The 11,227-nt window shown below is 59.3% G+C and carries 13 protein-coding genes; 3 read left to right on the forward strand and 10 right to left on the reverse strand.

Annotated elements, in window-relative coordinates:
* Positions 1–134: 134 nt before the first annotated feature.
* Positions 135–356 carry a 50S ribosomal protein L31 gene (gene rpmE / locus FHT86_RS30060; RefSeq protein WP_104824196.1) on the forward strand — a complete coding sequence of 74 codons (222 nt, stop codon included), beginning with the start codon at positions 135–137 and terminating at the stop codon, positions 354–356.
* Between the two features lie 66 nt (positions 357–422).
* Here the strand turns inward: rpmE and FHT86_RS30065 are convergent, their stop codons facing one another.
* Both FHT86_RS30065 and FHT86_RS30070 read right to left on the reverse strand, forming a co-directional pair.
* Positions 423–791, reverse strand: a complete 369-nt coding sequence (locus FHT86_RS30065) for a nuclear transport factor 2 family protein (RefSeq protein ID WP_133710561.1) — start codon at positions 789–791, stop codon at positions 423–425.
* A gap of 110 nt (positions 792–901) precedes the next feature.
* Entirely contained in the window at positions 902–1,417 is a 516-nt protein-coding gene (locus FHT86_RS30070) for a DUF1465 family protein (RefSeq protein ID WP_133710562.1), read from the reverse strand.
* Between FHT86_RS30070 and FHT86_RS30075 the strand changes: the two genes are divergently transcribed.
* Positions 1,395–1,628 (forward strand): hypothetical protein, encoded by a 234-nt coding sequence (locus FHT86_RS30075; protein ID WP_133710563.1) that lies wholly within the window; start codon positions 1,395–1,397, stop codon positions 1,626–1,628. The genes FHT86_RS30070 and FHT86_RS30075 overlap by 23 nt on opposite strands.
* Before the next feature lie 157 nt (positions 1,629–1,785).
* Here the strand turns inward: FHT86_RS30075 and FHT86_RS30080 are convergent, their stop codons facing one another.
* Together FHT86_RS30080 and FHT86_RS30085 are read right to left on the reverse strand one after the other, a co-directional pair.
* Entirely contained in the window at positions 1,786–1,977 is a 192-nt protein-coding gene (locus FHT86_RS30080) for a DUF1192 domain-containing protein (protein ID WP_133710564.1), read from the reverse strand.
* A 43-nt stretch (positions 1,978–2,020) separates the two neighbouring features.
* On the reverse strand, positions 2,021–3,295 hold the full coding sequence (locus tag FHT86_RS30085) for an MFS transporter (protein WP_133710565.1): 1,275 nt from the start codon (positions 3,293–3,295) through the stop codon (positions 2,021–2,023).
* Between the two features lie 154 nt (positions 3,296–3,449).
* Here FHT86_RS30085 and FHT86_RS30090 point away from each other — a divergent pair, with 154 nt between their 5' ends.
* Positions 3,450–3,683: a hypothetical protein gene (locus FHT86_RS30090; RefSeq protein WP_133710566.1), complete on the forward strand. Its 234-nt coding sequence runs from the start codon at positions 3,450–3,452 to the stop codon at positions 3,681–3,683.
* A gap of 45 nt (positions 3,684–3,728) precedes the next feature.
* On the opposite strand, the gene FHT86_RS30095 is transcribed toward FHT86_RS30090, so the two are convergent.
* From FHT86_RS30095 to gap, 6 genes are all read right to left on the reverse strand, one after another.
* The gene (locus tag FHT86_RS30095) at positions 3,729–4,646 is read right to left on the reverse strand and encodes a PhzF family phenazine biosynthesis protein (protein WP_133710567.1); all 918 of its coding nucleotides are present in this window, start codon (positions 4,644–4,646) and stop codon (positions 3,729–3,731) included.
* A gap of 245 nt (positions 4,647–4,891) precedes the next feature.
* On the reverse strand, positions 4,892–5,914 hold the full coding sequence (locus FHT86_RS30100) for a class I fructose-bisphosphate aldolase (RefSeq protein WP_133710568.1): 1,023 nt from the start codon (positions 5,912–5,914) through the stop codon (positions 4,892–4,894).
* Positions 5,915–6,123: 209 nt separating this feature from the next.
* Complete coding sequence (locus FHT86_RS30105; RefSeq protein WP_133710569.1) at positions 6,124–7,326, reverse strand: phosphoglycerate kinase; 1,203 nt, start codon at positions 7,324–7,326, stop codon at positions 6,124–6,126.
* Positions 7,327–7,398: 72 nt separating this feature from the next.
* Positions 7,399–9,249 (reverse strand): potassium/proton antiporter, encoded by a 1,851-nt coding sequence (locus FHT86_RS30110; protein ID WP_133710570.1) that lies wholly within the window; start codon positions 9,247–9,249, stop codon positions 7,399–7,401.
* A gap of 335 nt (positions 9,250–9,584) precedes the next feature.
* The gene (locus FHT86_RS30115; protein ID WP_133710571.1) at positions 9,585–10,169 is read right to left on the reverse strand and encodes a putative glycolipid-binding domain-containing protein; all 585 of its coding nucleotides are present in this window, start codon (positions 10,167–10,169) and stop codon (positions 9,585–9,587) included.
* A gap of 2 nt (positions 10,170–10,171) precedes the next feature.
* A complete protein-coding gene (gene gap / locus FHT86_RS30120) occupies positions 10,172–11,182 on the reverse strand; it encodes a type I glyceraldehyde-3-phosphate dehydrogenase (protein ID WP_133710572.1) in 1,011 nt (336 codons plus the stop codon).
* Positions 11,183–11,227 lie beyond the last annotated feature (45 nt).

An 11,227-nucleotide genomic window follows, 5' to 3' on the forward strand; every position in this document is an offset into this window, starting at 1 on the left:
CTGCCTTCATGTATAGGCACGCCATCTTAATTGGAAGCCGTGGCCTCAATCGGACTGCGGCTTCATTTATTCAATCGGTTCGGTTGCCGCAATGGCTTGCGACAAATGGACCCTGGCATGACAGGAAGATTGTTATGAAGGCCAACATCCATCCCGACTACCACACCATCAAGGTGGTCATGACCGACGGCACCGAATACGAAACCCGCTCGACCTGGGGTTCGGAAGGCGCCGTCATGAACCTCGAAATCGACAGCAAGTCGCATCCGGCCTGGACCGGCGGCAATCAGCAGCTCATGGACCGCGGCGGCCGCGTTTCCAAGTTCAACAAGCGCTTCGGTGGTCTCGGCATCTAATCGCTTCGCGATCTGGTGTTTTGAAAGAGCCCGGTTTTGCCGGGCTTTTTGTTGTCTTATCTCCGCCTATTGCGGGAAGTGGCTTAGATGCTCGTGGACGATCTTCCACTTGTCTGCTTCCCTCCGGAGAACCGTCGTTCCCCGGCCTTTGCCTTCGAATGCCTTGCCATCCCATAGACCCTTCCAATGGAAGGCGTAGATGCAGCTGGCGGCATCATCGCTCACAGCAACCCATCGAAGGTTCTCGAGCCAATAGACTTCGTCTTGAACTTTTCGCCAGGTTCTTTCGAATGCAGCTCTGATTTCGTCCATGCCGTAGTGGCTACCATCGGAAAACCAGAACACAGCGTCGTCCGCTATGAGCGGCGCCAACTCGTCGAAACTACGCAATTTGATCTTAGTTTCGTAAAGATCCAGCACATCTTCAGGACGCATCATCACCTCGCAAAGATGGGGTCACCACAATAGTTGTTTTTCTGTGCAAACACAAAACCGGCCGTACAGGATACGACCGGTTCAGCGCGTCAGCCGTCAGGCTATCGAATTCAGTTGTTCCCAAACGCCGTCTGCAGCAGGCTGAGCTGCGCTTTGACGCTGTTCTGGTTGTCTGGAACGATCGAGGCTTCCGTCGGGCGATAAATTTCGCGGTCGAGCAGGGCGACGCGGTTCTGAAGGCGCAGCGAGCGCTCGACGAGGTCGCGGAAGGCTTCCGGCAGGTCGTTCCAGCCGGGTGCTGTGCGGTCGACGGTGAAGCCGTCGAGGCGAACCTTGTTCTTTTCGGCCAATACCTGATCGCGCGACATTTCGCCGTTGTTGACGGCGCGCTGCAGCAGCAGCCACGATGCCATCTGCATTAGGCGAGTGGTCAGCCGCATGGATTCGGCGGCATAGAGTACGGAGGCCATGCGCGGCAAAACCTTGGATGCTGCCCGGCCCTGGCCGTCGAGATAACCCGCGGTTTCCTCGACCAGCGACATACCTTCGGAGTAGAGCGTCCTGAACTGGGCCGACGAAGCTGCGTGGCCAGCAAAGCTGATCGTGTTCAATCCAAGTTCCGACATCGAAGAAATCCCTGCTTCACGCAACACTTTTGTTCAGGAAAAGCCGGTCAAGTCCAGAAGAACTCTCGGCGTCCGTTCTTATGACTTCAAGATGGTGGTTTTAACTGAAATTCGCAAGGCGATTCTTAAGAAAGGGTTAATCTCCACAGTTTCCTCGGAAGCGCCACATCAGGGCGAAAAAGAAGAGCCGCAAAAGCGGCTCTCAAGGTAAAACAGGGAGAAAAATCAGACCAATTCGCCAAGTGGAGGAACTGTCTGAGTCCAGAGCGAATCTGGATGCTCGTAGTAATATGTCGTAAAGCTTAATATTCTGTTGAGCGCGCCTCAATCTGTACTTCAATCGCACAAAATTTGCGCTGATGGCAGGCTCAGGAGCGGAACAGGTTTTCGGCGGCCTTGCGGCCGGATGCCTTGGTGGCGATCTCAGCCTCCAGCCGGGCGATCTCTGCCTGCATCAACGCGATGCGCGCCTTCAGTTCGTCTACCGAAAGCAGTGACAAGTCGCTGCCGATCTCATGGGCGGACGGCTTCTTGGGGCGGTCGTCGTCGAAAATGCTCATTTTGTCTCCTCCTTGTCACCCCCGGCCCGTCGCTCCTTGGGGCTCATGTTCCGTAATTTACCGTTGCATCGTCTTTTTTCGAAGTCTCGCTGCGCGCCAGCGACATGCTTTCCGGCGTGATCATCTGCGCATTGGCCGACGGCATCGTCGTGTAGGCATCGCGATCGCTCGCGGGCTTGGCGGCGCGCTGGCGGCTGCGGAAGATCGCGTAGGTCGTGATCAGTACATGGGCGACCGCAGTGACGAAGAACAGCGAGTAGGGCCCGATGGCCGACATGACCGGACCGCCGAGCGTCGGACCAATGATCGTGCCGATACCATAAAGCAGCAACAAGCCACCGGAGACTTTGACGTAATCCTCGGGTGCAGCGAAGTCGTTGGCGTGGGCGACGGTGATCGGATAGAGCGTGTTGGCGACTGCACCATAGATGATCACCATGCCGATCAGGAAATAGGGGCCGCTCGGCTGCAGCAGGAAGAGCAGCAGGCCGTCGAAGGCAGCGATCGCGGCCATGCCGGCCAGCACATAGCGGCGGTCGATACGGTCGGAAAGGCGGCCGGCCGGAAACTGCATCACGGCGCCGGCGAAGATGGTCGAGCTCATCATAAGGGCGATATTGCCGTCAGAGAGACCGGCATTGGCGCCGAAGACAGCGCCGAGCGTGCCATAGGCGCCGTTGGCGATGCCGACCAAGAGGATCCCGATGGAGGCGACCGGCGAATTGCGATAGAGCGCCTTTAGATCCAGGCGAACGGCCTTCAGCGGCTGCGGCGAAGCGGCGGTCGACAACGTCGTCGGCAGCATGGCGATGCAATAGCAGATGCCGCAGCACATGAAGAGGATGGGGGTGTGGATGTCGGCGAAGGGGATCATCATCTGGCCGGCGACGGCGCCGATCAGTGTGATACCGATATAGAGCGAGAAGATCGCGCCACGGCTTTCATTCGTCGCACGCTCGTTGAGCCAGCTTTCAATGATCATCGAGGTGCCGGCGGTGCAGAAGCCCGTAACGGCGCGCAGCAGCACCCACCAGGTGGCGTCGACGACGATGCCGGTCAGAAGCGCGATGACGGCGATGACGGAGATGAATCCGGAAAAGGCGCGGACATGGCCGATGCGCCGGACCAGTTTCGGCGCCGTCAGGCAGCCGAGCACGAAACCTGTCGCCCAGGTCGTGCCAAGCAGGCCGAGTGTCGTCGTGGCATAGCCTTCGGCTGTGCCACGCACCGGTAGAAGCAGGCTGTGCAGGCCATTGCCTGTGAATAGGAAGAGCGTACCGAAAAGCAGGGCAAGAACGGGTAATATATTTCTTCTCATGATCCCCACTTTCATTCGGCTCTGCTTAAAGAACCGATAAGGCAGGAACGAGTCCTGCCAGTTTTCGCTATTGATTGTGCCCCGGATTGCCGTTATCGGCGTGTAGAAACAGTCTGTTGGCGCGGAAAAATGTCCGTCCTATGACGATTAGAGCATGATCGCGAAAACTGCGCAGTGGTTTTTGAATGAGGTCATGCTCACTCTTGCGCAAACGGGGAAAAATACCGTGACAAAAGTGATCGCGGTGCTGCTGTTGCTTGCCATGGCGGTGCAAATCATCAAGCCGCTGGGGCTGCCCGGCCTGAAACGGCGTGCTGATTTCTGGAAGATCGCCGTCATTGCTTTCGCAATCTGGACGATCGCGCTTGTCATCAATGAGACATTTTAGCAAACGACGCCGAAGGCGAACTTTTCGGAAAGCCCTACGTGTCGTCTAAAATGTGACTTCGCCGCGCATGACGCTGACGCAACGGCCGGAAAGGAAGACGTCGGTGACGGAGCCGGCGGACTTCTTGACTTCGAGGCCGATCAGGCTGCGCCGGCCCATTTCGACACCCTGTTCGATGGTGACCTCTACCTCTGTGTCGGCTGCGGGCAGCAGTGAGGTGAGGTAGGCGCCGAGAGCGGCGGAGGCGCTGCCGGTTGCCGGATCTTCATTGATATTGTCCAGCGGCGCGAACATGCGGGCGCGGATGTGCCGGGGTTTTTCGGCCGAGCGCGTGTAGAGGAACAGCGAAAAGCCGGTCTTGTCTTCCTTATGGTGAGCGGCCGCCTCCGCGAAGACGGCGGCATTCGGCCGGGCTTTGCCCAGTGTTTCGAGACCGTCCACTTCAGCGAAGGCGAAGGGCAGACCGACGGAGGCGAATGTCGGGGCATGCGTCGTGTGAAGGATGGAAACGGGATCGATCTGAACGCAGCCGGCGACAAGCTTGTCGGCGATGGTGCCGCCGACTTGCAACTTGCCGGGTACTCGTATCTTCGCACCGCTGACTTCATTGCCATCGCGCAGAAGCTGCGCATCTACCAGCCCAGCCTGCTCTTCGAAGATCAGTCTGTCGCCCGGTGTCGTTCCGAAGATATCCGTTTGCCGGCCAAGCACGAAAGCCGTGCCGACATTGGGATGGCCGGCAAACGGGATTTCCGTGGTCGGAGTGAAGATGCGAACGCGCGCCGTATTGTCGGGATTTTCCGGCGGAAGAACGAAGGTCACCTCGGAATAATTGAACTCCGTCGCGATCTTCTGCATCGCTGCGTCACTTAAACCGCGGGCATCGGGAATAACGGCGAGCGGGTTGCCGGCGAAGCGTTCGGTGGTGAAGACATCGGTGGTGATGTAGGCAACGGTGCTCATGGCGGCTCCTGCGAATTTGGAGAAAACGATCAGGATATAGCCGGAGGATGCTCACGGCCGGAAGCTCGAACTTGTGCGGGTGACAAGTTGGAAGTGGCCGCATATGCGAGGTCTTCCTGCCCTTGGCGCGGCGAACCGCATCCGTCGCCTTTCACAAACAACAACCACAGCAGACAGACTCTAAATACAAAAAAGCCCCGACCATATCGTGATCGGGGCTTGCAATTAACTCAAGCTACCAGAAATCAGGCGGCCTTTTCGCTGTCCTTGGTCCAGCTACCCTTGGCGGCGAGGTAGTTCATCTCGGCGCGGTGGGCGAAGGCGCGCTGGCCGGCGGCGACGTTTTCCGCCTTACCGCCCCACGCCTTCAGCGAAGCGTCCTGCAGGGCGCGGCCGTAGGAGAAGGTAACATGCCAGGGGAGGTCATAGCCGTTGATGGCGGAGAGATGCGCGGTCGCTTCCTCCGGCGTCTGGCCGCCGGAGAGGAAGGCGATGCCGGGAACGGCGGAAGGAACGGTTTCCTTCAACACCTTGACGGTGTACTCGGCGACCTGCTCGACCGATGCCTTGCGCACCTTTTTGCCGTCGATGACCATGCTCGGCTTCAGTATCATGCCTTCGAGGTTGATGCGGGCTTCCGCGAGCTCCTGGAAGACGATCTGCAGCGTCCAGCGGGTCACTTCCTCGCTGCGGGCGAGGTCATGCGTGCCGGGTTCGCCATCCATCAGCACTTCGGGTTCGACGATCGGTACGATCTTCGCCTGCTGGCAAAGCGCGGCGTAGCGGGCCAGCGCATGGGCGTTGGCCTTCACTGAGCCAAAGGTCGGCAGCTTGTCGGAGACGGCGATGACGCCGCGCCACTTGGCGAAGCGGGCGCCGGCGTCATAATATTTCGCCAAGCGGTCAGCGAGGCCGTCGAGGCCCTCGGTGACGGTTTCACCCGGGAAGCCGGCCATCGGCTTGGCGCCGGTGTCGACCTTGATGCCGGGAATACCGCCGGCGGCTCGGATAATGTCGACCAAGGGGGTACCGTCGACAGCCTTCTGGAAAAGGGTTTCCTCATAAAGGATCGCGCCGGAGATATACTTCTTCATCGCGTCGTCCGAACGGAAGAGCATTTCGCGATAGTCGCGCCGGCTCTCTTCGGTGGAAGCGAGACCGATCGTGTCGAAGCGCTTCTTGATCGTGGCGGTGGATTCATCAGCCGCCAGCAGGCCCTTGCCATCGGCAACCATCTTTACGGCAATGTCTTCAAGTCGTTCGCTCATTTTTGTTCTCCAAGGCGATTTTGGTCAGCGAGAGGATGATATAGATCGGCGATAACAGAAGTGTATAAAGACGGAAATGGCCAGCTAAATTATTGAAACGATTGAAATGATTTCAACCGTTTGAAAGTTTGGACTATCATTTTACCATTCAGTGGAAAGCTGCGAAAGTCCGGTCGTCGCAGCTCTCCCATTGTGTCTGACGCGACTTCCTACTTCCCTGCATGGAGAACGGCGACGCCCGGCAGAACCTTGCCTTCCATCCATTCAAGGAAGGCACCGCCAGCCGTCGAGACGTAGGTGAAATCGTCCGCCACGCCGGCATGGTTAAGCGCGGAAACGGTGTCGCCACCACCGGCAACCGAAGTCAGCTTGCCGGCCTTGGTGCATTCGGCGGCGTATTTTGCGGCTGCCACGGTAGCGGCGTCGAAGGGCGTGATTTCGAAGGCGCCGAGCGGGCCGTTCCAGACCAGCGTCGTCGCACGGCCGATCCAGGCCTTGACGGCTTCAACCGATTTCGGTCCGACATCAAGGACCATGGCGTCGGCCGGAATGGAGTCGATCAAAACGACTTCATTGTGAGCGCCCGCCTTGAATTCGCGGGCGATAACGCCGTCTTCCGGTAATACGATGGCGCAGCCCGAGGTGGCGGCTTCGATCATGATCTGCTTGGCCGTGTCGGCGAGATCATGTTCGCAGAGCGACTTGCCGACATTGGTGCCACGGGCCGCCAGGAAGGTGTTGGCCATGCCGCCACCGATGACCAGCGCATCTACCTTCTTCACCAGGTTCATCAGCAGATCGATCTTGGTGGAGACCTTGGCGCCGCCGACAATGGCGACGACCGGGCGGGCCGGGTTGCCGAGGCCCTTTTCCAGCGCCTCCAGCTCAGCCTGCATGGTGCGGCCGGCATAGGCGGGGAGGTGGTTGGCAAGGCCCTCGGTCGAGGAATGGGCGCGGTGGGCAGCCGAGAAGGCGTCGTTGACGTAGATATCGCCGTTGGCGGCCAGTGCTTCGGTAAAGGCGGCGTCGTTCTTCTCTTCCGCCTTGTGGAAACGGGTGTTTTCGAGCAGCAGGATATCGCCATTGTTCATCTTGGCGATGGCATCGGCTGCCGGCGCGCCGATGCAGTCGGAGGCGAAGAGGACGGCGTGATCGAGCACTTCTTCGACCGACGGAACGATGTGGGAGAGGGACAGATCTGGTGACGGGCCATCTTTCGGGCGACCGAAATGGGCGAGGAGGATGACTTTGGCGCCCTTGCCGGACAATTCGAGTATCGTCGGCGCCACGCGCTCGATACGGGTCGTGTCGGTAACCTTGCCGTCTTTGACCGGCACATTGAGGTCGACGCGCACGAGCACGCGCTTGCCGGTGATGTCGGTGAGATCGTCGAGGGTTTTGAAGGCTGCCATGGGGAGTATCCAATATTGTTCGTGCCGCAAAGTGCGCCGACCATACTACGGATGATACGAGACGCAAGGCGGTCAGGCGTCGTTTTTGCCGGTATTGGAATCGGTTGAAACGACCTCCCCGGCGTGTTGACGGCGCTTGCGCAGGAAGCCGCGGATACCATTCAGGATGTCGTGCAGATTGATGAAAATCGGCAAGATAGTCGCCGGTTCCAGCGCCTCCAGCGACATGCCGACGGCCTGGATATGGTCGTTTTCATCGAGATCGCGGACGATCAGGATGATCTCGCCGAGACGAACGCGGTCGGCATAATCGGCCTTGCCTCCGAGGCGCTGACGCATCAGCTCGGCGATCGTCAGACCTTTCTCCGCCTCGCTCAGAAGCCCTGGCCCATAGGCCGCATCGAGGTCGGCGGCGGGACGCAGCGGCGAGATCGAGAATGCGCCGAAGAAATCCGCATCATCCGGATCGACCGGGGCGCGGCTGGCAAAGAGACGGTCGAGCAGCCGTGAATAGCTGGGAACGATGAAGAGATAGACGAGATCGTTTTCGCGCAAGCGGCCGGCATATTGATAACGCATCGACTTGCCATCACGCACGACGAGCGACGGCATGGCCCAGCGCGGAATGCGCTCACCGCGCAGGACCGGGCTATCCTTGACGACGCGGTAGGAGAGCAGTTCATGGTTGACTGCGCCCGGCAGGTCGACCTCGACCTTATCGACCGCGCCCATGCGCGGCGGGACGATGAGGCCCAGCCGACGCGCCATTGGCTTGATCGTCCAGCCTTGAACGAGCAACGACACAAGCACGACGATGAAAGCGACGTTGAAATAGGTCTGGCTGCTCTCGAGATTGCCGAGGATCGGCATGATGGCGAGCAGGATGGAGACGGCGCCGCGCAGGCCGACCCAGGCGACGAAACCCGTCTCCCGCTGCGTGTAATCGAAAGGCAGCAGGCAGAGCCAGACGGCGATCGGCCGGGCGATGAAGATCAGGAACAGCGCCAGCGCCACGGCGGGGAGGGCAATTGCCGGAAATTGCGACGGCGTGGCAAGCAGGCCGAGGACGAGGAACATGATGATCTGCGCCAGCCACGTCATGCCGTCCTGGAAGCGCTTGATGCTGGCCGAGGCGGGCATCTTGCGATTGCCGGCGTAAATGCCGGCAACATAGACGGCGAGAAAGCCGCTGCCGCCGACGGCGCCCGTGAAGGAGAAGACGAGGAGGGCGAGCGCCAGTACGAAGATCGGCGTCAGGCCGCGATCGGTCTCCAGATGGCTGACGATCAGCACGATCATCATGCCGCCAAGCAGGCCGAGGATGACGCCGAGACCCATCTCCTGGACGAAGGTCGCGAGCATGACGAGATTGAGGCCGTGATAGCCTTCGCCGCTTGCCAGCAGTTCGACCAGCGCCAGCGTCAGGAAGATCGCCATCGGATCATTGGTGCCGGATTCGACTTCCAGCGTCGAGCGCACCTTGTCGCGGATGTTGATGCCGCCGATGCGCAGCAGGAAGAAGACCGCGGCCGCATCGGTCGACGCGACGATCGAGCCGAGGAGCAGGCCCTGCAGCCAGGTAAAGCCAAGGAGCCAGGTGGCGGCGAGGCCGAACAATGCTGCCGTGACGAGAACGCCGGCAGACGCGATGGTCAAGGCTGGCGCGGCTGCCAGTTTGAAGGCCTGTATCGGAGTGCCGTATCCGGAATCAAAAAGGATGATAGCGAGGGCGAGCGAGCCGAGAATATAGGCAAGATAGTTGTTGCTGAATTCGATGCCGAGACCATCCGTGCCGGCTATCAGCCCGATTATCAGAAAGAGCAGCAGCAGCGGTGCGCCGAAACGGAAAGCGAGCAGGCTCGAAAAAGCCGCCATTAGGATCAGGACCGTGCACACCAGCACGACGACGTAAAATGCCTCCACTCCTTCTTCCCCTTTCCCGCGCGTCTTTGCCCGGTCCGAAGCCCGGACCGTTCGCAATTCTCCCGTCGTCCACTATGCTGCCGCGCGCTTTAAATTAGTAAATACAAATATTATTCGGAGAGGGTGCTGGATCGATGCCCGCTCCGACGATTGCGACTTCATGATGTGATGCATGTCGCCAGAACGGCGAAATGGCCCCGGAACGCCTTGGGAGAATTCCTATCAAAAATTTATTTGTAAATCTGGACCATAGCAGGGCAGGGAGAGGAAAGATTCAGGCGGATCGGAGGAATAATGCGGGCGGTGGGCCGTTGCCCGCGAGGTCTGCGACTGTATCAAACATCCACACGTTTGAAATAGGTCGGATAGTCGATCACCAGGCCATCGGCATCGACGGGTAGGTCGACGGTAAAAGCCCTATCTTCCGCAGCATATCGATAGAGCTTTTCCGGCGTGATGCAGGTGTAGCGCTGGTCGTCGCGCACGGGCACGAAGCTATCGAACGGAATGTAAAGCATGGAGAGCTTGGCAGTTCCGGCTTCCGGCTTCAGCTCAAGCCGGCGGATCGGCAGGCTATTGGTGAAGGGCGAACCATAGAGATCGATATCGACGCAGCCGTCGAATTGCGGCAGGGCAACGCCATGCTCGGTGCGCCAATGTCCTTTGCCGTCAGAAAACAAGGCAAGACGCCGGCCATCTGTGTTTTCGATCGAGAAGGAGAGAACGGCCCAGTCGGCTGCGCAATCGATGCGGTAGAAGACGCCGTAGGGAGAGCCGCCACGGCCGCCGATAACGGTTCCACTGGCGCGAATTGCTACGCCAGTGGTCGTGTCAATTGGAGCGATCGTCAAATGTTCCAGCCCGTCTCCTTCCAGCGGACGCCAGCGAACTGTCGTCGGAAGGAGAGGGCGGAAAGCCATGATCAGATCAGCTTGGCAAACGCGACGGCCGTGTCAGCCATGCGGTTCGAGAAGCCCCATTCATTGTCGTACCAAGTGAGGATACGCACGAAGGTGCCTTCCATGACCTTGGTCTGGTCGAGAGCGAAGATCGACGAATGGCTATCGTGGTTGAAGTCGCGGGAAACCAGCGGCTCGTCGGTGTAGCCGAGAATACCCTTCAGGGCACCGTTTGAGGCCGACTTGATGGCTTCATTGATTTCCTGAACGCTCGTGGCGCGCTTGGCGACGAACTTGAGGTCGACGACCGAAACGTTCGGGGTCGGGACGCGAATTGAGGAACCATCGAGCTTGCCCTTCAATTCCGGCAGCACGAGACCGACGGCCTTCGCGGCGCCGGTGGAGGTCGGGATCATCGACAGGGCGGCAGCACGGGCGCGATACAGATCCTTGTGCATCTGGTCGAGCGACGGCTGGTCGTTGGTGTAGGAGTGGATCGTGGTCATGAAGCCATGATCGACGCCGATCAGGTCGTTCAGAACCTTGACGACCGGAACCAGGCAGTTCGTCGTGCAGGATGCGTTGGAGATGACCTGATGTTCCTTGGTCAGCTTGTCATGGTTGACGCCGTAGACGACCGTGAGGTCGGCGCCATCGGCAGGAGCCGAGACGATGACGCGCTTGGCGCCAGCCGTCAGGTGCAAGGCAGCCTTGTCGCGGGCGGTGAAAATGCCGGTGCATTCCATCGCGATATCGACACCGAGGTCACGGTGCGGCAGCGTCGCTGGATCCTTGATCGCGGTGACCTTGATCGGCTTGCCGTTGTTGACGATGAGGCTGTCGCCTTCGACCTTCACCTCTGCAGGGAAACGGCCATGGATCGAATCGTAACGCAGAAGATGGGCGTTGGTCTCGACCGGGCCGAGGTCGTTGATGGCAACCACTTCGATGTCGCTGCGGCCGGATTCGACGATCGCGCGCAGAACGTTACGGCCGATACGGCCAAAGCCGTTGATGGCTACTTTTACAGTCATTGAAATTCACTCCCGTTCACTCAGGGTGTTTATCTATTGGATTTG

The organism is Rhizobium sp. BK313, from assembly GCF_014193655.1.
GTDB lineage: Bacteria > Pseudomonadota > Alphaproteobacteria > Rhizobiales > Rhizobiaceae > Rhizobium.

Excerpts from the sequence above, each read along its gene's own strand:
- rpmE (WP_104824196.1), top strand. The coding sequence starts at position 135 with ATGAAGGCCAACATCCATCCCGACTACCACACCATCAAGGTGGTCATG.
- FHT86_RS30065 (WP_133710561.1), bottom strand. The coding sequence starts at position 791 with ATGCGTCCTGAAGATGTGCTGGATCTTTACGAAACTAAGATCAAATTG.
- FHT86_RS30070 (WP_133710562.1), bottom strand. The coding sequence starts at position 1,417 with ATGTCGGAACTTGGATTGAACACGATCAGCTTTGCTGGCCACGCAGCT.
- FHT86_RS30080 (WP_133710564.1), bottom strand. The coding sequence starts at position 1,977 with ATGAGCATTTTCGACGACGACCGCCCCAAGAAGCCGTCCGCCCATGAG.
- FHT86_RS30085 (WP_133710565.1), bottom strand. The coding sequence starts at position 3,295 with ATGAGAAGAAATATATTACCCGTTCTTGCCCTGCTTTTCGGTACGCTC.
- FHT86_RS30090 (WP_133710566.1), top strand. The coding sequence starts at position 3,450 with ATGATCGCGAAAACTGCGCAGTGGTTTTTGAATGAGGTCATGCTCACT.
- FHT86_RS30095 (WP_133710567.1), bottom strand. The coding sequence starts at position 4,646 with ATGAGCACCGTTGCCTACATCACCACCGATGTCTTCACCACCGAACGC.
- FHT86_RS30100 (WP_133710568.1), bottom strand. The coding sequence starts at position 5,914 with ATGAGCGAACGACTTGAAGACATTGCCGTAAAGATGGTTGCCGATGGC.
- FHT86_RS30105 (WP_133710569.1), bottom strand. The coding sequence starts at position 7,326 with ATGGCAGCCTTCAAAACCCTCGACGATCTCACCGACATCACCGGCAAG.
- FHT86_RS30115 (WP_133710571.1), bottom strand. The coding sequence starts at position 10,169 with ATGGCTTTCCGCCCTCTCCTTCCGACGACAGTTCGCTGGCGTCCGCTG.
- gap (WP_133710572.1), bottom strand. The coding sequence starts at position 11,182 with ATGACTGTAAAAGTAGCCATCAACGGCTTTGGCCGTATCGGCCGTAAC.